The sequence below is a fragment of the Photorhabdus noenieputensis genome (genome assembly GCF_018448935.1).
In the GTDB taxonomy this organism is placed as follows: Bacteria; Pseudomonadota; Gammaproteobacteria; order Enterobacterales; family Enterobacteriaceae; genus Photorhabdus; species Photorhabdus noenieputensis.
On the sequence record NZ_RCWC01000017.1, the window covers coordinates 43,208 to 65,854 of the forward strand.

A 22,647-nucleotide genomic window follows, 5' to 3' on the forward strand; every position below is an offset into this window, starting at 1 on the left:
TATAAAAATTCAGGAGATACAGAGCGCGAGATCAAAATGTATATCCAAGTTCTCGCAATAGAAAATTATCAGATATTGGGGTAATGGCTATGAAATTAAAAAAAATCTTTGGTATTGGTAGCGCTTTATTGTTAACTATGTTCTCACAGACAGTAGCTGCGGCAAGTGGCAGCTATCACTCTTCGGTTGTTTTGCCCACACTGTATTCCAAAAATTTCTTAGAAACTGTTAACGTTCCTATTGTCGGTTCTCCTCCTGCAACAGGAAAGATTACCAATGTATCTTGGACTTGGAACGTTGTTGGATGGCCTCAGAATTTATCGGTTTATCTTTGTCAGGGAGATACCAGCAGTTGCGTAGATATATCACGCACGCGAAGAATGTCAACAGCCGCATTTAATAATAGAAGTCCGACACAGCAATTCCTTTTCGCCTTAAAGGTTGGAAACGGTAATGTTATGCCAATAGCAGGTCAAACCGGAGAAATTACTGTCAGTTGGCAATAACATTTCAATAACTCTCCAAAGATTGCCGCTAATATTTAGGCGGCAATTTTGATTTACTTTGAATATTGTAGGATCTAAGAAAGTTGCTAGATGACTTCTTCAATGATTACGGACATTCACCATATCCTTATAGTGCTTCGCAGCTTTAAGTAGTTTAGAGTTTGCTTTTGGCGGATTTTCCAAAGCTGCCAACAAAGCATCAGCCTCCTCCATCGAAAGATGTAAGGTTTCAGTTCGTTCAGCCGCTATTTGTATGCTCTCTTGAATCTCTGTGGAATTTCTTGCAACTAAACAAGTCTCTTTACGTTCTGTATTAGTAACCATGATTTCATCTGCATTTTTAATCCATATAAACATAGTGCCATTATGGCATAAAAAATAGACGCTCATTAATATGTATGTCGAAAAGGCACAATATGAACATCCAAGAATGTATTATTTTCTGCCTGATAATAGATGACGACAGCCTCAGCCGCCATCTTAGTCTCCCTCAGATAATTAATCCTGCGGTAATTGAACCCCTGTATAACCAGATAAAATCAATTCCCATTCCCGTTGAGCAAACCATGTCTGGGTTTTACCATCATAATGAAGACTATCAGGCAGGAAAACACCAAACTCAGTCGCCTTTCCGGTATAGTCTGGAGAATTCCGTGCATCAATCAACGTTCGATATTTGGGATCATCAGCGATAACATTATTGATTGCCTCAAGCACATAGCTGGTGTTGATGGGATCAAATGCAACCGAAAGTGGATAATACAATCTCCACGGTATACTGCGAGAACCCAAAGCATCACTGATACCAGTAATGATGTGGGTAAAATTCCGCTCTGATGCCTGTGCCGCCAATAAACTTTCGGTTTCTGCTTCCCACTGGTTCCAATGGACAGCCAAAATGCGAGGATTTTTACCTAGCTTATGCAGTGATTCGACGGCCATACGCAACGTTCTGATTGCGCGCGGATAGAGCGATTCCACATCGCAGGGATCTCGCTCAGGTGCCCAACGGTTATCCGGCGGATTATCCAGATACATGCCCTGGCCGCCCCACCCCATTAAAATGACATAAAGATCAGGCAAATTAAGTGCATTACCTCGGTTAATATGGCCTTGCCAGAGTTTGGCAAAACGGTTAGCGGCATTGACTGAGTGATCCTGATTGCCACGAGATAAACCGACAGGAGCACCAATATTAGCATCACCAAAGCTAGTCAGCCCCATCCAGTTGATTGCGGGAAAGTCAACGCTATAAGCTTCTGATAGAGATAATGTGAATACGTTTTTTAAACCTTGGGTTATTTCTTCATCTTGTGGTAATTGTGTTCCATGACCATAACTATTTGATTGCCCAAGTATGATAAATAGCGGCGCATCATTAGGTGCCCACGGAGAATATTTTATTTCAGGTGAATAAGCTTGTTTATCTGTCATCAGTTTTCCTCTTAAAATGATTTAAATTATTAAGTCTGTTCTCTTCGATAAAATATAATTAATTTCTGGCAGATAAAAAGTCACCCAGTTAATCATCATATTTATGGTCCAAGAATATAAAACTATTTTAAATATCTCACTTCACAGGCAAGTTATTTATATTTCATCTTAAAAAATACACTTGCCTGTGTAATCAAGCAAACAAAAATATAACTCATAAAAACGAGTCAGTTTGATAAATAATATTTAAGCCTTTTTTATCACAAAATAAAATAAAAATGTTTTTTGTTTAATTTGGGATTAATGATATTTTACTCCTGAATAAAAACTTACTGAAATATATGGTTATCTGATAAAAAATTATGGATTCAAATTAATACATTTCTATCAATATTATTCACATTGATAACTAAATTCCAAAATACATTAATGAGGAAAATAACATGATTAAATTTAAAGATAAATTATCCATGAGAGGAAATATTGTGACCTCAAGTAAGAAATTCTCTAAAATCACTTTAGCCAGTATAATTGCAATTAATACTTTATCAATAATTAACGCATCTGAGGTTAAAGCAGCCGAAACACAATCTCTTTCAAATATATCATCTCTTCGTGAAGAAACTATTAAAGGTGGTATCGGAGGAAGAGCAATTCTTAATAGTAAAGGGTCTATTCTCACCACAAAAATAACCCTGCCAGAAATTAAACAAGGTTCTTCGTTTAAAGCATCAGGGGGAACGCTATATGTATACTCTGGTTTTTCTGGTCAAGTAGAATCAGATATTGGCTTCCAATATAGTGCTATCTATAATGTTTGGAAGCCATATATGAAAGTAGGACGCCGTGGACAAGACGCTGTTCAATATATTGAAGGAAAAGATAACTTTACTTATAAAAATGGTTTTAAACCTGGTAGTGAAGTACAACTCACAATATATAAAAATCTAAATGGTGCAACAAGGGCGACATATTGGGGAATCTCCAATAATGGTTATGCCAGTAGACTAATTTCGGAAATAAAAAATACTAATGTCAGCTCTGTAAGTAACTGGAAAATATTATCTACAATCGCTGTGTTTCGTGGAACACCAGAAAGAAATATTAAAGTTCACAAAGAATATATTGCTACATTTAAAAATGTAGTTATCGATAATAAACCCGTTAATCCAGTAATTCATGCAACAAAAGGGGCAAATATTACTACAAGCTCAAATAGTGCCGCAATAAAAATAACAACCAGATAATACCATAATAGATATTTTAACCAGTTCCCTAATATCTAAGGAACTGGTTATTTGTTTTTTAACTTTTTTATTTTTAAATAATATACCTTAAATCAAAATCAGGTATTCCCTGATCAGGTTAAATATAATATAGATAATTTATTTATTGTCATAAAATTATTATTATTTCCGATGATTAAAATTCAATTGATTAAATTGAAATTAATGTTATTAATTACTGAAATTTAAATACAACGGCTATCTTAATAAGAGTAATCTTTACAGATCACTGATAAAAGCGTATTTAAATTCTACGGGCTTGCCAAAAAGCCTTTTTCCAGTAAACATTATTCATAGATGAACGAGTAACACCTTTATGGGTTGATGCATGTATAAACTGGTTATTGACATCATAAATGCCAACATGTAACCCATGTTCGCCACTACCTGTTCTGAAAAAGACCAAATCACCCGGCATTAAATCGCTTTTATCAATACGAGTCCCTAATTTTATTTGCCCACCGGTGGTACGAGGTAATTGAATATCAAACCGGTCACTGAAAGTACGGTAAACAAAACCAGAACAATCTACCCCCCGACGATCCATTCCACCATAATGATACGGTGTACCACGCCATTGATTAAGCTGCTCCTTAAGCTGAGTAATCACCATGATTGGATCAGAAAGCGCCGTTTTTAACGCTGGAGCCGGGGTCCTGGGGGAGTGACTGGAACAACCAATAAGTAATAGGCTGAGCAACAAGAGCAACTCTTTTATTTTTATTCTTATTATCATTATCCCCCCCTCATAAGATCAGCAAAACAAGCTAACTCTATCCGGCACTCAATAAAAAAACAAGGCTGTACTTTAAATAAATCAGTTAAATATTTATTTTATGCTTCATTCTGGGCGGCTAATCAACCAAATACCATACAAGATAAAAATCACACCCGCGGTTTTCAATAATGTGATGGTTTCATTAAACCAAGGCAATAAAGCCGCCATTAAATAGACAAATACATAACTTAAGCTTATTAACGGATAGGATTTATTTAATGGCAAATATTTTAGCGTAAATAGCCAGCACAGCATAGATAATAGATATCCAGCCAGACCAGCCATTACCATCATCAGAGAATGACGATAACTCCATAGCCACTCAACATCAAACCAATGCAAACCAAGATTCAATGTTGGTAAATTGACAACACCCCATTTCAGTAATAACTGGGCTATTGTCACCAGTAATACGCTAACTAATCCCCAAATATAACCTTTCATTCATTCAAGCTCATCAGCAAAATTCCCAACATGATAAACACAACCCCACTCCAATGTTTTCTGCCTGCTTTTTCCTGATAGAAAAATTTCCCCGCCAAAGTGACCATAATAAAATTTATACTCAACATTGGATAAGCAATGCCTAACGGCAATATCTGCAATAAACGGAGCCAAAATAACATTCCTATAGCCAACAGAATCACCGCTCCTATCAACCATTTCAATACAGATGCCCGCTGATAAACATCACTCTGCCAACATATCACAGCCTGTTTCTGACATAGCTGGCCAGCACATGTCAGTAAGCTAACCAGCAACAATAAAGCAAAATTTATCATGGTCGCTTCTCGTAAACCAAAATAGCAAAGCGATAATTGCGACTAATTTGATCTGCCTTTGGCAAATCAGGTAATTTTTCATTTTTATATAAATGGAAGAGTACTGATACCCGCCCTTCTTTACGCGCTTTCTCTAACCATTGCGGAAAATCTTTATAGCTGATATATCGATATCGGCTATCTGGATAATTCAACCCATATTCCAGCTCTCCCCAATTCTCAAGCATATAAATATCGCTACGCTTCATCTCCCAAGCTACAGTGGTTGCAAGACCAACACTTTCCGATAGAATATAGCGACTATCTGCAAGTTCCTGATGATGTAACTTAATAAAACTCTGCGGTAATTTGGAGTTAACAGTATTCTCAGGCAAAGCATTACCTATCACTGAGCTGACAACAATGGAACAAAATGCGGCCCATAACCAATATTTCCCATTCAGCGCAAAACATAGATAACCAATAATTCCCCAAATACCAAAAGCAACAATCGCTAAAACCCATTTAGACCATTCTGATGGCTGATATAAAGAGTGTTCTGTTACTGCTTCCATAGCAAATAGAATCATTACCGCCAGCAAACCAAGAAATACGTTAATCATTCCATTGATCTTTAGCAATTTCATCTTGCCATCTTTTACACAATCGACACCAAATTTAGCCATCATCATTGCCAATGGTGCCATACAAGGCAGGATATAAGTTGGCAATTTTCCCTTTGCAATACTGAAAAATAACAATGGCACGACAAACCAGCAAAGTAGAAAAAACATTTCAGGATTGGATTTTCTTTCTTTCCAACTTTTCACCACTGCCCCGGGTAATAATCCCAACCACGGAATCACACCAAAGATCAAAATGGGTATGTAGTACCAGAACGGTGCAATATGCTGTGCATCATCGGAAGAAAAACGCTTAATATGCTCAATCCAGAAGAAATAGTGCCAATAGTCAGGCTCACGTTGGGCAATTGCAATCACCCACGGTAAACTAATTGCTATCGCTGAAATAACAGCAAGTGGGCCAAAGTAGACTATTTGCAGGAGCCGTCTCTGATAAATAACAATGGGTAGCACCGCAATGACCGGAACGGCCAATGCCAGAAACCCTTTGGTCATAAAGCCCATACCGCAGCACAAACCAAGCACCAAATATGCAATAATCCGTTGTCTGGTACAATCTGCTGTTAGCGCCCAGAAGCTGCACATCATAGCTGCCGTTACCCATAAAGAAAACATCGGATCGAGTACGCTATAAGTACCGATGGCAAATACCAGAAACATTGAGATATAAATAAGGCTAGCGGCAAAAGCAATATGCCGGTTATGCCACATCATCATAGCAAGTCGATATAATAAAATTGTGCTGATAAAAATACAGAAGACCGACCCAAAACGGACCGCAAAATTATTATCACCAAAAATCCACTGGCTAATATTATTAATCCAATAACCCGCTACAGGCTTTTCAAAATAACGAATATCCAGCAAATACGGAACAATCCAATCACCTCGTTGCAGCATTTCTCGACTAATTTCTGCATAACGGGTTTCATCAGGCTGCCATAGCAGGCGGCCATTAAGGGGCAATAAATAGGTAAGGACAAAAAAAAGAGCGATCAAAAAGGCCCCCACTTTACACGCCCGGTTATTTAACATATATAAGTTAAACCTCTTGTTGGCATCCTAACCATCCTTCTCTGCCGGGAAACTCGGAACGAATAATTCTCCCGACAGGAAGCCGCTGTATATTTTCAGGCAGCAGATGACTCAATGCACAAAATTGTATGTTTTCCTGATGAACCATTTCCAACAGCGTTGCAAATTCTGTGGACTTGGACATCCCTTCAACTTCCGTATGGATGGTATATACCGGAACTCCCTGGCTGTTTTTTATCTTATCAAGGATAAATTGATTAAAATCTTCATCTTTGACCTGAATTCCTATCACTTCGTCATAAGTTGGCAACGTCACCGGAATTTGCACAGTACCCAGAGTACCATCAGGCAAAATGGGCCTGAATGGATGAGTTCCCCGACAATCGCTGTTGTAATCAAATCCAAACTGTTGCTTTACCGCGAGTACGCGTTCATCCGCTCGCCAACCAGCAACAGCAGAACAAGTTACCCGTTGACCAATTGCCTGTACCAATGCATCCACCCCCAGTTTAACCTGCTCTGTTAACTGAGTTTCAGACCAACGGCCAACTTTCGCCTGCCAACGCTGATGATCCCAGGCATGCAAACCCACTTCATGGCCTGCATCCAGTGTTTGCTTCATCAAGTAGCCTAAATCTTTAGCAATCTTCTTACCCGGCCATGCCGTTCCCGCCAGTAAAATATCAAGACCATACAGAGACGCTGCATTTGACCTCAACATTTTCCATAAGAATTTCGGCCGTAAAAGACGCCACAAATGGCGTCCCATATTATCCGGCCCAACACTAAAGAAAAAACTGGCCTGAATCTGATGTTTTGCCAAAATTTTGAGCAATTGCGGCACCCCTTCAACGGTCCCTCGATAGGTATCCACATCAACTCTCAAGCCAACTTGTTTCATTAATTTTTCCCTAATTCTTCCACTGCGCCACGTAAGAAGAAATCCAGTGTTTCATTTATCGTCTGCTTCATATCAATGGTTGGCTTCCAACCTAATAACCGTTCCGCGTTTTTAATACTTGGTTTACGGTGTTCAACATCCTGATAACCTTTACCGTAGTAACTGCCACTTTCAATCTTTTTAAATCCAGCAAACGGAGGAAAATGATCTCTCAATTCATGGTTTTCAAAGCTATCAAGTAATATTTCCGCCAATTGGCGAATACTGGCTTCATTAGTTGGATTACCAATATTGATAATTTGACCGTCACATAACCCATCTCGGTTTTCAATAATACGGAACAGCGCCTCAATACCATCGTTAATATCAGTAAAGCAGCGTTTCTGTTCGCCACCATCTACTAGTTTGATCGGTGAACCCTCAACTAAGTTCAATATTAATTGTGTGATCGCTCTGGAACTGCCAATACGCGCGGAATTCAAATTATCCAAACGTGGCCCCATCCAGTTAAATGGGCGAAATAGGGTGAATTTGAGCCCTTCTTTCTCACCATATGCCCAAATAACACGATCTAACAATTGTTTGGATACAGAATAGATCCAGCGCTGTTTGTTGATCGGGCCAACAATCAGACGAGAGTCATCTTCATCAAATTCTTTATCATCACACATTCCATAAACTTCTGATGTGGATGGGAAAATAATTCGTTTATTATATTTAACGCAATAACGAACAATCTTTAGATTCTCTTCAAAATCCAATTCAAATACACGCAGCGGATTACGGGTATATTCAATTGGAGTCGCAATGGCGACCAATGGCAAAACAACATCACACTTTTTAATGTGATATTCGATCCATTCAGTATGGATATTGACATCACCTTCGATGAAGTGAAAATGCGGATTACCAATAAAACGCTCAATGGCGGAAGAACCGATATCCATACCATAAATATCATAGTTGCCATCACGTAATAGACGTTCTGTCAAATGATTACCGATAAAGCCATTTACACCGAGAATTAATACACGTTTCCGGTGGCTAATTTGAGTGGTTGCTTTTGGACCAACACGGACATCAGTCACAATGCTCATATCTACCGCCAAGCGGTGGCCCTGAACATACAAACCTGATTCACTCTGCCCATTAACAATTTCTAATGCACCTTCTCCACAGGCAATAATTAACGGATCTACCGATAATACCGTTCCCGGCTGTTTGTCATGAGTCTTATTCAATGGGGAGGCGCGCCAGATCGTAATTTTACGCTCACCCAAGAAAGTAAATGCCCCGGGATATGGCTCAGTCACTGCCCTGACAAGATTGTTAATTTCAGTGGCTGATTTCCGCCAGTCAATCTCACCATCCTCAGCAGTACGACGCCCAAAGTAAGTTGCCTGACTTTCATCTTGAGGTATGGCTGGATAAGTTACCGCTTTGATCTGGGGTAATACTTGATCAAGCAGTTTTTCCGCTGCTTCACGAATTTTACCGTGCAAAGTCAACGCGGTATCTGTCTCTGCAATAGCAACCTTGTGTTGAGCGATAATATCCCCGGCATCAGGTTTCAACACCATTTTATGCAGAGTTACACCTGTTTCCACTTCACCATTTAAAATCGCCCAGTTAATCGGGGCACGACCACGGTATTTCGGCAACAGTGAACCATGCAGATTAAATGCACCTATGCTCGCCAGCGATAAAATATCTTCGCTCAACATATCTCGGTAATAAAAAGAGAAAATCACATCAGGTTTCAGTTCCCGAATACGTTCAATCCAAAGTGGATGGTTAACATTCTCTGGCGCAAAAACCGGCAGCGCCAAATCTGCACTTAAACGGGCAACAGAAGAGAAAAAATGGTTTTCATTAGGATCATCTGTATGGGTAAATACCGCCTGAATATCAAAACCGGCTTTAATTAAAGCATTGATCCCGACACAGCCGATATCATGATAGGCAAATACAATTGCTTTCATTTAGTACTCTCTTCCTGGTTGTCGTTGGTCTTTTTATTTCCGACCACTTTTTGAATAAAATAACGCGGGCGTGCACGAACATCGTTATAGATACGGCCTATGTATTCACCTAATAAGCCCATCGCGACGAACTGTGCGCCAATAAACATGAAAAGGATGGCAAATAGAGTAAATACCCCTTCTGCTGCCCATATGGCACCGAAAATCAGACGTAAAACCACCAATAATACAGCCAGCAAAAAACCAGAAACTGCAATCACACTGCCTACTACACTCAGTAAACGCAAAGGTGCGGTTGTCAGGCAGGTCAGCAAGTCATACATCAGATTAATCAGCTTCATAAAGCTGTATTTAGAATCGCCAAATTCACGCTCTGCATGAGCAACATCAATCTCAATGGTTTGACGGGCAAACGTGTTTGCCAGAATAGGAATAAAGGTGCTGCGCTCATGGCACTGCAACATGGCTTCAACAATATGGCGACGATAGGCACGGAGCATACAGCCATAATCTCCCATAGAACGGCCTGTTGCCTTAGTAATCATCGCATTGATGATTTTTGAAGCTGTTTTACGGAACAGAGAATCCTGCCGATTAGCCCGGCGAGTACCCACAACGTCATAACCTTGTTCAGCCGTTTTAACAAGACGGGGGATCTCTTCTGGCGGATTCTGCAAATCAGCATCGAGGGTAATAATTAAATCACCATTGACCTGATTAAACCCCGCCATAATCGCTGAATGCTGACCATAATTACGATTAAGTAAAATTGCGATAATATGATTTTCAGGTTGTTCCGCGGCCTGAATCAGAATTTCCGCAGATTTATCACTACTGCCATCATCGACAAGAATAAGCTCATATTCCTGAGTCAATTGTTTACAAGCTGCTAAGGTTCTTTCCAATAAAAGAGGCAAACTTTCTTCTTCGTTATAAACCGGAATAACAACAGAAACTTTTTTAATTTGTTCAAATAACACTTATCTGTGCTCCGAGATAATTTCTTGTAAAACATCAATAACATAATCCACATCGTCATCACTCATATCAGGAAAAAGTGGTAATGAACAAAGTGTTGCTGAATTCCATTCTGATTCGGGTAATGACAATTTCGGATACCGATCCCGATAATATTTTTGTGTATGCGCAGCCCTGAAATGCAAACCTGTGCCAATATTTTTCTCTTTTAAACGTTCCATTAACGTATCGCGATCAATACCACAACCATCCTTATCAACCCGCACCATAAATAGATGATGTGCATGCATATGCTCATAATCAGGCACATTTAACATCAGCAAAGGCGAATCTTTTAATGCCGCTGAATAACGGGCAACAATTTGCCGACGGCGAATATTCATTGATTCCAATTTACTTAATTGCACAACAGCAATCGCAGCATGAATATCAGATAAATTATATTTGTAACCCGGTTCTACAACTTCCGCCTGTGGTCTCCTGCCTTGAATCTGACGATCAAAAGCATCAATGCCTAGTCCATGAAACTTTAGACATCGAATCCGTTCAACAAGTTCATTATTATCCGTAGCAATTAATCCACCTTCCGCACAAGTGGCATTTTTTATGGCATGGAAAGAGAAAATCGCTGTGCCATGCTCACCAATCCATTCACTCTTATAACGGGTTCCTAATGCATGAGCTGCGTCTTCAATCAATGGAATATCCGCTTCCTGAGCAATCCCACGCAATGCATCTAAATCACAAGGCGCACCGGCATAGTGAACCGGAATAATCGCTTTGGTTCTGGAAGTAATCGCCTTTTTCACTACCTGCGCATCGACCATTAATGTATGACGATCAACATCAATCATGATCGGTTCAGCGCCAAGCAAACAGATCATATTTATTGTGGAAACCCAAGTTTGAGACGGTGTAATCACTTCGTCACCAGGGCCTATTCCCAGTGCCATGAGTGTCAGATGCATACCCGCCGTTGCAGAGGCCAATGCAACCGCATGTTTGCAGCCAAACATACGGCAAAAGTCCTGTTCCAATTGATGATTTTGCGGGCCTGTTGTAATCCAACCCGAACGAAGAACCTTCTCTACTGCCTGAATCTCTTCATCACCTATCGCAGGACGAGAAAATGGAAGAAAGCTACCCATAAACCACAATCCAATTCATTCATAATATAACGATATATTAGATGACTATATTTGAACGAATCGTAAACACAGGTATGATTTAGCAAATTAAGTGAAAATTACTATAGATCCACGATACGTACAGATTCACAGTAGGCACATCAGGCTGGGCTGTAATTAAGGTAAGAAAACCTGCCAATATTTATCTGCCTTTTCTGGCATGCATTTGATATCAGCAGCAAAAACTTGAGAGAGCGTGTTTTCTTTCATGACCTCATCCGGTTTTCCATTCGCAATCAATGCTCCATTAGCAAGCAACCAGATCCGATCAGCTTTATCATAACTATGATTTAGATCATGACCACTCATAACTACGGTTCCACCGAATGCACAAAATTTCTTTATCAACAGATCAAGTGCTGCTACCTGAGTGATATCAAGATTATTCGTAGGCTCATCCAAGAGCAATAATTTGCCTTCCGAATTGATTGCTGGCCAGACTTGCAAAAAAACCCCTGTTAATCGCACCCTTTGCCATTCACCACCAGATAGATTGCCTACAGGTGTCTCCAGCAGCTTTCCCAACTTAAAAAAGGAACAAAGTTCTGACAACACGCCGTCACAATTAACAAGATGCGCAGCTAAATGCAGTTGCAGATATTGAAAAACCGGCATTATTGGCACAGAAGAAATTTGTTGGCTAAGCCATGCTCTGTGCCGTGCTAATTGGCAGTGACTATATTGACTAAGACACTTTTGCTGCAAATTGATTACACCACTATAAGGTAAAATACCGGCCATACAGGCCAGTAATGTACTTTTTCCTGAACCATTCGGCCCAATGAGATGTACCTGCTCACCTTGTTGTACCAACGCTGTCAGCGGCATTAATCGGTTTCGTACTGATACTTGGCTGAGAGCCATTAACTGATTGGTCACTTGCACATTATTCACCTTCTTAATTCCAGTCTCTGACTCTCAATAATAACCAAATGAATACTGGCGCACCCAATGTTGCAGTCACAACGCCAATCGGCACTTCTGCATTATTTAAGCTAAGGCGGGAAAACAAATCAGCCAGCAATAATCCACAACCGCCGGATAGAACACAGGCAGGCAATAGCATTTTATAATCTGTCAGACCGCATAGGCGCAAAATATGTGGAATAACCAAACCAATAAAACTGATTGTTCCAGCAAGTGCAACACTTAACCCTACCAATAACCCAACAGCAAATACAAATAAATTACGCCAATAATAAAGCGAGATACCCAACTGTTGAGCCTGTGTTTCTCCCAGTGAAAGAAAATTAAGTACTTTTCCTTGCCTGCTCAACCAAATGATCAAAGGAAACAAAGCGACTACCAACCATTGCTGCCGCCAGTCTATTCCACTGAAACTTCCCATCATCCAATACATTAGCTGACGCAAATCTAGGCTAGTACTAAAATAAACCATCCAGGTCATTAACGCTCCAGAAACGACACCAAAAGCAACCCCCACCAGCAACAAACGCGCATTATTCAGATAACGCTTTCTTGAAAAAGTCAGCAATATCATTGTGACAGTCAGCGCTCCGAGCACCGCGCTAATACTTAATAACCAGAATGGCGCAATACCATGAAACATCAACACCAGAAACACGACTACCACGCTAGCACCATTACTGACCCCCAATAGCCCAGGTTCCGCCAACGGATTTTCAAATAGTGCCTGCATTACGGTACCCGCCACAGTCAAGCTTGCACCCACAGCAACTACAGCTAATACACGCGGAAAACGCAACTGCCACACAAATAATTGACCTGTTTCAGAAAACCATTCATCAGGCCAGATCCAATTTTCCCCGGCACAGAGTGAGAGAAAAAAAACCAATAGAAATAAACAAATGAGAATTGCCAGAAAGCGATAATCACGCCTTTTCTGACGAGTCACTAATTCAGTGATGGAATAAGTGGGCTGCATGGTAAATCAAGCTCATGAGGGAGAATTCGTTTAAGAAAAAGGCCGCTATTGATGCGGCCTTTTTGATTATTCTTTAGGCGTGGCTTTCTCAACCCTGCTTTTTAACTTCTGACCAGGACGGAATGTCACTACTCGGCGAGCTGTAATCGGAATGTCCTCACCAGTCTTAGGATTACGCCCCGGACGTTGGTTTTTATCCCGTAAATCAAAGTTGCCAAATCCAGACAATTTTACCTGCTCACCATTCTCCAAAGAACGACGCACTTCTTCAAAGAATAATTCAACCAGATCTTTAGCATCACGTTTGCTAATTCCCAGTTTCTCAAACAGATTTTCTGACATTTCAGCTTTAGTAAGCGCCATAAGTTCAGTCCCTCAAGGATGCTTGGAATCGCTGTTTCAGCACTGCAACACATTTATTAATTGTCGCAGCAATCTCTTCTTCTTCCAGTGTACGCGCGGTATCCTGCAAGATAAAACTTATAGCAAGGCTCTTATGACCCTCTGCTACACCTTTACCACAATACACGTCAAACAAGTTTATGCCAACTATATGATTTACGCCAACTTTCTTGCACTCAGCCAGAACATCTTCTACAGCAACACTTTCAGGCACCACGATCGCAATATCACGACGGTTTGACGGGAAACGGGAAATCTCTTTCGCATGAGGAACCACGCGGCTTGCCAGCTTGCTCCAGAGTACTTCGAACACCACGGTGCGACCATTTAAGTCAAGTTTACGTTCCAATTCTGGGTGAACTACACCAATATATCCGATGTATTCATTTTCCAAATAAATCGCGGCGCTTTGACCTGGGTGCAACGCCGGATTTACATCTGCCCTAAAAGAAATCTTAGATAATTTTCCGGTTAACTCCAGAACAGCTTCCAAATCACCTTTCATATCGAAGAAATCAATAGATTGTTTTTCCAGTGACCAATGTTCTTCAAAACGATGACCGGTAATGACTCCCCCTAACATCAACTCCTGACGAATGCCCTGCTCCGCATTTTCATCAGGAACAAAACGCAAGCCAGCTTCAAACAAGCGTACACGGTTTTGCTGGCGGTTCTGGTTATATACCACCGTCGTTAGTAAACCCGTCAGTAGAGATAAACGCATTGCTGACATATCTACTGAAATTGGGTTAGGTAGTATCAACGCTTGTTGCTGTGGATGTAACAGCGCCTGAATTTTGGGATCAACAAAGCTGTAAGTAATCGCTTCTTGATAACCTCTATCAACAAGCATCGTTTTAATACGTTGCAGGGAAAGATCCGCTTCATGATGTTTTTTCATGATAAGATCTGCACGCATCGGTACATCTGGAATATTGTTGTAACCGTAGATACGGGCAACTTCTTCCACCAGATCTGCTTCCAACTCCATATCAAAACGCCAGCTTGGCGCAACCGCTTGCCAGCAATTTTCCTGAATAGTGACTTTGCAACCTAAACGGGTCAGGATGTCACCAACCTGTTCATCAGGTATATAGTGACCAATCAACCGATCCAGTTTTTCACGACGTAATGTGATTGTCGCGGACTGTGGCAATTGAGATTCATCAGTAACATCAATAATCGGACCGGCTTTACCACCACAAACATCAATCAACAGTTGAGTCGCTCTCTCTATTGCTTTGTGTTGCAACTGAGGATCAACGCCACGTTCATAACGGTGAGAAGCATCAGTGTGTAAACCATAACGACGAGCACGGCCAGCAATCGCTAAAGGGGCAAAAAATGCGCACTCAAGTAAAATATTTTGCGTCTCTTCATTCACACCTGAATGTTCACCGCCAAAAATACCTGCCATTGCAACAGCTTGTTTTTCATCAGAAATAACTAGCGTATCAGTAGAAAGATTAGCTTCTGTGCCATCCAGCAGCAGCAATTTTTCATCCTGCTTCGCCATACGCACAGTGATTGAGCCATTCAGACGTTCCAAATCAAACGCATGCAATGGTTGGCCCAATTCAAGCAATACATAGTTAGTCACATCGACAATCGGGTCGATGGAACGGATACCACCACGACGTAATTTTTCACGCATCCACTGTGGTGTTGCCGCTTTCACATTAATGTTTTTAATTACCCGTCCCAAGTAACGTGGGCAAGCTTCTGTTGCTTCAACACGAATAGGGAAAACAGCATCTGTTGTCGGTTTTACTGCTTCAATTTGTGGTTCAGTTAATGGCATTTTATTAGCAACCGCCACATCACGCGCAACCCCTATAATACTTAGGCAATCAGCGCGATTAGGCGTAATACTAATTTCAATAACTTTATCATCCAGCTCCAGATATTCACGCAGATCAACACCTAAAGGAGCATCAATTGGCAATTCAATAATACCGTCGTGATCCTCAGAAATACCCAGTTCAGAAAAAGAACATAGCATCCCTTCAGAAGGTTCACCGCGCAGTTTTGCCGCCTTGATTTTGAAATCACCCGGTAATACAGCACCTACGGTTGCTACTGCAACTTTCAACCCCAAGCGGCAATTTGGTGCACCACAGACAATGTCCAGTAGCCGTTCACCGCCTACATTCACTTTTGTTACCCGTAGCTTATCTGCATTTGGATGCTGGGCACATTGAACAACTTCACCGACAACCACACCATGAAATTGACCGGCAACAGCTTCAACGCCATCAACTTCCAGACCTATCATGGTAATTTGATCAGATAATGTTTCACTGCTAATGGCTGGATTTACCCATTCGCGTAACCAGAGTTCACTGAATTTCATGAGATATTCCCGCCTTTATTTAAACTGTTTGAGAAAACGCAGATCATTTTCGAAGAACGCACGCAAATCAGTTACACCGTAACGTAACATTGTTAAGCGTTCCACTCCCATGCCGAAAGCAAAACCAGAGTAAATTTCAGGATCAAGGCCAACATTATGCAATACATTAGGATGGACCATACCGCAACCCAACACTTCCAGCCATTTGCCGTTTTTACCCATTACATCAACTTCCGCCGAAGGTTCTGTAAATGGAAAGTAAGAAGGTCGGAAACGAACCTGCAAATCTTCTTCAAAAAAGTTAGTCAGGAAATCGTGCAATGTTCCTTTCAGGTTGGTAAAACTGATATCACGATCAATAATCAAACCTTCCACTTGATGGAACATAGGTGTGTGTGTCTGGTCGTAGTCATTACGATATACACGACCCGGTGCAATGACGCGAATTGGCGGCTGTTGACTGTGCATAGTTCTAACCTGAACACCTGAAGTCTGAGTACGCAACAGACGTTTGGCATCAAACCAGAAAGTATCATGATCAGCACGCGCAGGATGGTGAGCAGGAATATTCAACGCATCGAAATTATGATAATCATCTTCAATCTCAGGGCCTGATTCTACAGAAAATCCTAATTCACCAAAGAAAGTTTCAATACGCTCTATTGTGCGGTTAACCGGATGTAGCCCGCCATTTTCCATACGGCGACCCGGCAATGATACATCAATCTTTTCTGCTGCTAAACGGAAGTTCAGAAGGTCAGTTTCCAGTTTTTCTTTACGAATATTCAGAGCTTCCAGGACTTCCTGCTTAGCTTGATTAATAACCGCCCCTGCTGCTGGGCGTTCTTCGACCGGCAGATCACGCAGCGATGACATTTGGAGAGTTAAATGGCCTTTTTTGCCTAAATATTCAACACGCACCAAATCCAACGCAGCAACATCCTGGGCATCTTCTATGGCTGCTCTTGCTTTTGCAACCAATTCAGCGAGATGTGGCATCGTTTTCCTCTTCCTTCGGCCTAACGGCCTGCTAGTAATGATCGTTAATGACTTTATATACCTATTTCTGTTCTTACTGTCATAAAAACAAAAAAGCCTCCACGACGGAGGCTCAGGCGCTACTTTTCGTTTCTTTTCTTACGCGCATAGCCCCCTGAATTCAGGTGCTAAAGTAAAAAAAGATGCGAAAAAAAGCTAAGGACATAATGTTGGTTCTCTCGGAATAAAAATCTTTTTGACAGCGATATTTTCGTAAGCCGCATGTGACAACAAAGTAAAAGAGGGAGCGTGCTCCCTCTTTACTACCCTAACTTATGCCAGAGCGCTCTTCGCTTTTTCAACTAAAGCAGCAAACGCCACTTTGTCAAACACAGCGATGTCAGCCAGGATCTTACGGTCGATTTCAATAGAAGCCTTTTTCAGGCCATCAATGAAACGGCTGTAAGAAATGCCATTCTGACGTGCAGCAGCGTTGATACGTGCAATCCACAGTTGACGGAACTGACGTTTACGCTGACGACGGTCACGGTAAGCGTACTGCCCTGCTTTGATTACTGCCTGGAAGGCAACACGGTAAACGCGCGAACGGGCACCATAGTAACCTTTCGCTTGCTTTAAAATTTTCTTGTGACGTGCACGGGCGACAACACCACGTTTTACGCGAGCCATATACTTCTCCTATCGTCTCTGAGTTCTAATCTAAAAATTGCTTATGCGTAAGGCAGGCAAGCAACAACCAGGCCCAGATCACCTTTGGAGACCATGCCCTTTGGACGTAAATGACGTTTACGCTTGGTTGATTTCTTAGTCAGAATGTGACGAAGGTTAGCGCGCTTACGCTTAAAACCACCACTTGCAGTTTTTTTAAAGCGTTTAGCGGCGCCGCGTACTGTTTTAATCTTTGGCATTTTAATTTCCACTTCGCATTGTGAATTACAACGAATTAGTCAGGCGAACAAGCCCCAACCATCTGAACCGACTGGAGCTTATTACTTGATTGCCTAACTATTTCTTCTTAGGAGCGAGCACCATTATCATCTGACGGCCTTCAATCTTCGAAGGGAAGGATTCAACTACCGCCAGTTCATCCAGATCGTCACGGATGCGGTTAAGCATCTCGACACCAATCTGTTGGTGCGCCATTTCACGCCCACGGAAGCGCAGGGTGATTTTGGCTTTATCGCCATCTTCCAGAAAGCGAATCAGGTTGCGTAGTTTGACCTGATAGTCGCCTTCATCTGTACCAGGACGGAATTTAATTTCCTTAACCTGAATAACTTTTTGTTTTTTCTTCTGCTCTTTGATCGACTTACTCTTCTCATAGAGGAACTTGCCGTAGTCCATAATACGGCAAACCGGCGGCTCGGCATTCGGGCTGATTTCAACTAAATCAACATCCGCTTCCTCAGCTTTTTCAAGAGCTTCCCTCAGACTGACAATGCCAATCTGTTCGCCATCTAAACCTGTTAAACGAACTTCAGAAGCGCGAATCTCTCCATTAATGCGATTAGGACGCGCTGTTTGAATTCTTTTTCCGCCTTTAATACCTTATTCCTCCAATTGATGAAGATTGCGACTGCGTATTTCTATAAGCAGTGTTTCGATGAACTCATTAACATCAATGCTACCCAAATCTTTACCACGGCGGGTACGAACAGAAACTTTTCCTGATTCGACCTCTTTTTCACCACAGACAAGCATGTAGGGAACACGACGAAGAGTGTGTTCACGGATTTTAAAACCAATCTTCTCGTTTCTCAAGTCTGCTTTTGCACGAATGCCTGCATCTTGAAGTTTTTTTACTAATTCCTGTACATAATCAGCCTGGCTATCGGTGATATTCATCACTACCACCTGCTGTGGAGCAATCCATGTCGGGAAGAAACCCGCATACTCCTCTGTTAGGATGCCGATAAACCGTTCCAGTGAACCCAGAACCGCACGGTGAATCATTACAGGAACCTTACGTTCATTATTTTCACCTACGTAGGACGCACTCAAACGACCTGGTAGTGAAAAGTCGAGCTGCACAGTACCACATTGCCACGCACGATCCAAACAATCATGCAAAGTAAATTCAATTTTCGGTCCGTAGAAGGCTCCTTCACCTGGCTGATATTCAAATTGAACACCATTTTCTTGTAGCGCCGCCGCCAGAGCTTCTTCCGCTTGATTCCATTGTTCCTCAGTACCAATGCGCTTTTCCGGGCGGGTTGACAGCTTAACCACGATTTTTTCAAAACCAAAAGTGCTGTAAACGTCATACACCATCTTAATGCAACTGCTAACTTCCCGGTGAATTTGCTCTTCCGTACAAAAGATATGAGCATCATCCTGAGTAAAACCACGAACACGCATTAAACCATGTAATGCCCCTGATGGTTCATTACGGTGACAACTACCAAATTCAGCCATACGTAACGGCAAATCACGATAGGATTTTAAGCCTTGATTAAAAATCTGAATATGCCCTGGGCAGTTCATCGGTTTAACGCAATATTCTCGGTTCTCTGAAGAAGTGGTAAACATATGCTCACCGTAGTTTTCCCAGTGACCCGTTCTTTCCCACATAACACGGTCCATCATAAACGGACCTTTAACTTCCTGATATTGATATTCTTTCAGTTTGGTCCGAACAAAAGTTTCCAGCTCACGGAAAATAGTCCAACCATCATTATGCCAGAATGCCATACCAGGAGCTTCTTCCTGCATATGGTACAGATCTAATTGTTTTCCAATCTTACGATGGTCACGTTTAGCCGCTTCTTCCAAGCGTTGCAGATAAGTATTGAGCTGTTTCTTATCAGCCCACGCAGTACCGTATATCCGTTGCAACATTTTATTGTTGCTATCACCACGCCAATATGCCCCTGCGACTTTCTGCAATTTAAAATGATGGCAGAAACGCATATTTGGCACATGTGGGCCACGGCACATGTCAATATATTCTTCATGATTATAGAGACCGGGACGATCATCGCGACTGATGTTTTCATCCAAAATCTGTACTTTATAATCCTCGCCACGAGCAACGAAAGTATCACGAGCTTCTTGCCAGCTCACTTTTTTCTTGATGACGTCATAGTCTTTCTTGGCAAGTTCCAACATACGCTTTTCAAGCAGCGTAATATCTTCCTGCGTCAGGGCGCGGCCAATATCAACATCATAGTAAAAACCATTATCAATAATCGGACCAATAGCCATTTTCGTATCTGGCCATAATTGTTTAATCGCATGGCCTAATAGATGAGCACATGAGTGGCGGATAATTTCCAGCCCCGCATCATCTTTACTCGTGATGATGGCAAGATTTGCATCTGAATCGATTAATTCACAAGCATCCACTAGCTCACCATTTACGCGGCCAGCAATACATGCTTTCGCTAAACCTGGACCAATATCACAGGCAACATCCATTACAGAAACGGCATGGTCAAACTGGCGTTGGCTACCGTCAGGAAGAGTAACAACAGGCATTTAAAATCCTTATCTACAGTGGTGACCCACACGAAAGGTCACTTGAAGGAGTTTGATATTCAACTAAAATAACGATTTAAATTATTATCTCGTCAATCCATTAAAGTTTGGTACTAAAATTGGCACCCAATGTAAAAAGTGACTACCTTCAATACCTAAACATCGCGAAAATATACCACCAACAACCATTCAGGTCACGGCGATGTTTAGCATCGGTACCATCATTTGCACTTATTTATGCAAATGCGCAAACTATAAAAAATAATTTTATACCCGTCATCTTTCAAGTTGCCCTTTGTTGGCTGCACTCGCTCACCCCGGTCACATAGTTGGTCACATAGTTATCTATGCTCCCGGCGATTCTCTCCCTTGCCGTCGCGACGCATCTTGAAATCCATAAGGTATATATTTTCTGGCCCTGAAAGAGAAGGTCGTCTTTAAGGATACTTCCTGCTTTTTTAGTCATGCCATCTTTCATCTACTATCTCAATAAATCTGTTAGATATTTGGCAACTATCATTCTTGGCAATCATTACAAATGTTTCTCTATTTTTGCCCCACTTATCCCAGTCGGCATGAACATGGGTTCGATAAACATTAATGAAAATACTCAGGCAACGCTTTCTCTCTGGAATTGGATGTAAATGATTTATTATCAATTCTGTAGTGATAATTTCCCTAATAACGGCAAATGGTCACTCATGAAATGTAAATATTTGTTCTATTTCATTCTTATTTTTCGGATAAACACTTTTTATTGACAATTAATGCCATAACTTAGACTAAAATCATCAACAACTACCAACATCCACTCAATATCTTATTGAAAAATAAACAACTTAAACAAAACAAGGAACAAGTAAAATGCCGCATCAAATACAACTCATTAAACATTTACAAAAACATTCCGTATATTCAATTACTTTAAAATATAAGTTAAGGATAAAATTAATTTCAGCATATGTTATTCCATGATAATAAATCACTATAATTAATGTAAAAATTAATTACCTTTAACCCCATAAGAAAATAATTTCCAATTAGAATTTACCATCGCATGATGTAAATTGAAATGAAGTCTTACACCTTTTAACTTGTAAACATCAGTGAACATACATATTAAAACCCCCTCCTCCACAATCAGTATTAAAGGAGGGATCATTTTATCTCCCAAAATCCACTACAGATTTAGGGCAAGCCTTTCACAGTTAAATTTAACAAAAACCGCTGTAAATCCTCGCCAATGCGAGGCTGTCACAAATGGAATCATCATTTTTATCAGCAACTCAATCTGCCAATACTAACGAACGATAAGCCTTCTTTACCTTCCATAAATAGCGTGGAGCCTGAGGTGCTGGATGATTATCCTGAACATACTGATAAAACTCATCCGGTGTCATGCGGTTTATTTTATTAACGGCTAATTGACGATCTGCACTAAAAGTACGCAAAAGAGCACCCGCACCATTTACGTAGGCAACAATAGTGGCATAGTAGAGGGTCTCAGGGTTATCAATACCTGCCAGATGTTGCTCTTTCAGGATACTGATATAAGCAGTGCCAAGATCGATATTGGTTTTAGGATCTTTCAACTCACGAGTTGTCGGTTGACCAAAACGCCCCTTCTGTCGATATACATCCCGCCCTGCGGTCGATGCTTTAATTTGCATAAGACCAATTGCATTCGATTTACTGACTGCATCAGGGCGAAAACCGGATTCAACTTGAATAATAGCTCTGATAAGCGTTTCATCAACACCATACCGATTGGATGCCTGTTGAATAAATGTGTCAAAAGGCGTTGGCGGGAAAGAAGAAATTCTAGCTCCGTTGGCAATATTGCTAAGCATACGTTGCTGACCGGACTGTTTACCCACATTTGTTTGTTGAGCATTTCTCTCAGCACAACCGACTAACAGCACGACCAGTGCCACAAAGCTCAGTCTTAATTTCACCCTATAATCCTCTGGATCAAATTTTACTAAAGCGCAGCATATACAATTTCGTTTACAATCTAA

22 protein-coding genes and 1 other annotated feature are annotated in these 22,647 nt (G+C 41.1%); of the genes, 2 read left to right on the forward strand and 20 right to left on the reverse strand.

The window, feature by feature from the left end:
- Positions 1–83 precede the first annotated feature (83 nt).
- Positions 84–506 (forward strand): flagellar protein FlhE, encoded by a 423-nt coding sequence (locus tag EAE91_RS12895; protein ID WP_214088843.1) that lies wholly within the window; start codon positions 84–86, stop codon positions 504–506.
- 99 nt (positions 507–605) lie between these two features.
- On the opposite strand, the gene EAE91_RS12900 is transcribed toward EAE91_RS12895, so the two are convergent.
- Complete coding sequence (locus EAE91_RS12900; protein WP_244868826.1) at positions 606–830, reverse strand: type II toxin -antitoxin system TacA 1-like antitoxin; 225 nt, start codon at positions 828–830, stop codon at positions 606–608.
- A gap of 174 nt (positions 831–1,004) precedes the next feature.
- Positions 1,005–1,940, reverse strand: a complete 936-nt coding sequence (locus EAE91_RS12905) for a hypothetical protein (RefSeq protein ID WP_214088844.1) — start codon at positions 1,938–1,940, stop codon at positions 1,005–1,007.
- A gap of 443 nt (positions 1,941–2,383) precedes the next feature.
- Here EAE91_RS12905 and EAE91_RS12910 point away from each other — a divergent pair, with 443 nt between their 5' ends.
- Complete coding sequence (locus EAE91_RS12910) at positions 2,384–3,187, forward strand: YrpD family protein (RefSeq protein ID WP_214088845.1); 804 nt, start codon at positions 2,384–2,386, stop codon at positions 3,185–3,187.
- Between the two features lie 283 nt (positions 3,188–3,470).
- Here the strand turns inward: EAE91_RS12910 and EAE91_RS12915 are convergent, their stop codons facing one another.
- The 18 genes from EAE91_RS12915 to EAE91_RS13000 all read right to left on the reverse strand — a co-directional run bounded on the left by EAE91_RS12915 (position 3,471) and on the right by EAE91_RS13000 (position 22,584).
- Positions 3,471–3,962: a C40 family peptidase gene (locus EAE91_RS12915; RefSeq protein WP_214088846.1), complete on the reverse strand. Its 492-nt coding sequence runs from the start codon at positions 3,960–3,962 to the stop codon at positions 3,471–3,473.
- A 105-nt stretch (positions 3,963–4,067) separates the two neighbouring features.
- Positions 4,068–4,448, reverse strand: coding sequence for a 4-amino-4-deoxy-L-arabinose-phosphoundecaprenol flippase subunit ArnF (gene arnF, locus EAE91_RS12920; RefSeq protein WP_214088847.1), 381 nt, complete (start codon positions 4,446–4,448; stop codon positions 4,068–4,070).
- Positions 4,445–4,786 (reverse strand): 4-amino-4-deoxy-L-arabinose-phosphoundecaprenol flippase subunit ArnE, encoded by a 342-nt coding sequence (arnE, locus tag EAE91_RS12925; RefSeq protein ID WP_214088848.1) that lies wholly within the window; start codon positions 4,784–4,786, stop codon positions 4,445–4,447. The genes arnF and arnE overlap by 4 nt, the downstream gene beginning before the upstream one ends.
- Positions 4,783–6,444, reverse strand: coding sequence for a lipid IV(A) 4-amino-4-deoxy-L-arabinosyltransferase (gene arnT, locus EAE91_RS12930; protein ID WP_214088849.1), 1,662 nt, complete (start codon positions 6,442–6,444; stop codon positions 4,783–4,785). Before arnT ends, arnE begins: the two co-directional genes overlap by 4 nt.
- A gap of 7 nt (positions 6,445–6,451) precedes the next feature.
- Positions 6,452–7,345, reverse strand: coding sequence for a 4-deoxy-4-formamido-L-arabinose-phosphoundecaprenol deformylase (gene arnD / locus EAE91_RS12935; RefSeq protein ID WP_214088850.1), 894 nt, complete (start codon positions 7,343–7,345; stop codon positions 6,452–6,454).
- Positions 7,345–9,327, reverse strand: a complete 1,983-nt coding sequence (gene arnA / locus EAE91_RS12940) for a bifunctional UDP-4-amino-4-deoxy-L-arabinose formyltransferase/UDP-glucuronic acid oxidase ArnA (RefSeq protein WP_214088851.1) — start codon at positions 9,325–9,327, stop codon at positions 7,345–7,347. Before arnA ends, arnD begins: the two co-directional genes overlap by 1 nt.
- Positions 9,324–10,307 carry an undecaprenyl-phosphate 4-deoxy-4-formamido-L-arabinose transferase gene (gene arnC / locus EAE91_RS12945; protein ID WP_214088852.1) on the reverse strand — a complete coding sequence of 328 codons (984 nt, stop codon included), beginning with the start codon at positions 10,305–10,307 and terminating at the stop codon, positions 9,324–9,326. Before arnC ends, arnA begins: the two co-directional genes overlap by 4 nt.
- Positions 10,308–11,453 carry a UDP-4-amino-4-deoxy-L-arabinose aminotransferase gene (gene arnB, locus EAE91_RS12950; RefSeq protein ID WP_214088853.1) on the reverse strand — a complete coding sequence of 382 codons (1,146 nt, stop codon included), beginning with the start codon at positions 11,451–11,453 and terminating at the stop codon, positions 10,308–10,310.
- 156 nt (positions 11,454–11,609) lie between these two features.
- Positions 11,610–12,356 carry a vitamin B12 ABC transporter ATP-binding protein BtuD gene (gene btuD / locus EAE91_RS12955; RefSeq protein ID WP_214088893.1) on the reverse strand — a complete coding sequence of 249 codons (747 nt, stop codon included), beginning with the start codon at positions 12,354–12,356 and terminating at the stop codon, positions 11,610–11,612.
- A gap of 34 nt (positions 12,357–12,390) precedes the next feature.
- Complete coding sequence (gene btuC, locus EAE91_RS12960) at positions 12,391–13,398, reverse strand: vitamin B12 ABC transporter permease BtuC (RefSeq protein ID WP_214088854.1); 1,008 nt, start codon at positions 13,396–13,398, stop codon at positions 12,391–12,393.
- Positions 13,399–13,464: 66 nt separating this feature from the next.
- Complete coding sequence (gene ihfA, locus EAE91_RS12965; protein WP_011146885.1) at positions 13,465–13,761, reverse strand: integration host factor subunit alpha; 297 nt, start codon at positions 13,759–13,761, stop codon at positions 13,465–13,467.
- A gap of 4 nt (positions 13,762–13,765) precedes the next feature.
- Positions 13,766–16,153 carry a phenylalanine--tRNA ligase subunit beta gene (pheT, locus tag EAE91_RS12970; RefSeq protein WP_214088855.1) on the reverse strand — a complete coding sequence of 796 codons (2,388 nt, stop codon included), beginning with the start codon at positions 16,151–16,153 and terminating at the stop codon, positions 13,766–13,768.
- 15 nt (positions 16,154–16,168) lie between these two features.
- Complete coding sequence (gene pheS / locus EAE91_RS12975) at positions 16,169–17,152, reverse strand: phenylalanine--tRNA ligase subunit alpha (RefSeq protein WP_214088856.1); 984 nt, start codon at positions 17,150–17,152, stop codon at positions 16,169–16,171.
- Positions 17,153–17,238: 86 nt separating this feature from the next.
- Positions 17,239–17,363 (reverse strand) — a sequence feature (Phe leader region).
- A 101-nt stretch (positions 17,364–17,464) separates the two neighbouring features.
- Positions 17,465–17,821 (reverse strand): 50S ribosomal protein L20, encoded by a 357-nt coding sequence (gene rplT, locus EAE91_RS12980; RefSeq protein ID WP_214054252.1) that lies wholly within the window; start codon positions 17,819–17,821, stop codon positions 17,465–17,467.
- Between the two features lie 41 nt (positions 17,822–17,862).
- Complete coding sequence (gene rpmI, locus EAE91_RS12985; protein ID WP_011146889.1) at positions 17,863–18,060, reverse strand: 50S ribosomal protein L35; 198 nt, start codon at positions 18,058–18,060, stop codon at positions 17,863–17,865.
- A gap of 97 nt (positions 18,061–18,157) precedes the next feature.
- Positions 18,158–18,697, reverse strand: a complete 540-nt coding sequence (gene infC, locus EAE91_RS12990) for a translation initiation factor IF-3 (RefSeq protein ID WP_071647077.1) — start codon at positions 18,695–18,697, stop codon at positions 18,158–18,160.
- Positions 18,698–18,700: 3 nt separating this feature from the next.
- On the reverse strand, positions 18,701–20,629 hold the full coding sequence (gene thrS / locus EAE91_RS12995; protein ID WP_214088857.1) for a threonine--tRNA ligase: 1,929 nt from the start codon (positions 20,627–20,629) through the stop codon (positions 18,701–18,703).
- Positions 20,630–21,915: 1,286 nt separating this feature from the next.
- Positions 21,916–22,584 (reverse strand): transglycosylase SLT domain-containing protein, encoded by a 669-nt coding sequence (locus EAE91_RS13000; RefSeq protein ID WP_214088858.1) that lies wholly within the window; start codon positions 22,582–22,584, stop codon positions 21,916–21,918.
- Positions 22,585–22,647: the final 63 nt, after the last annotated feature.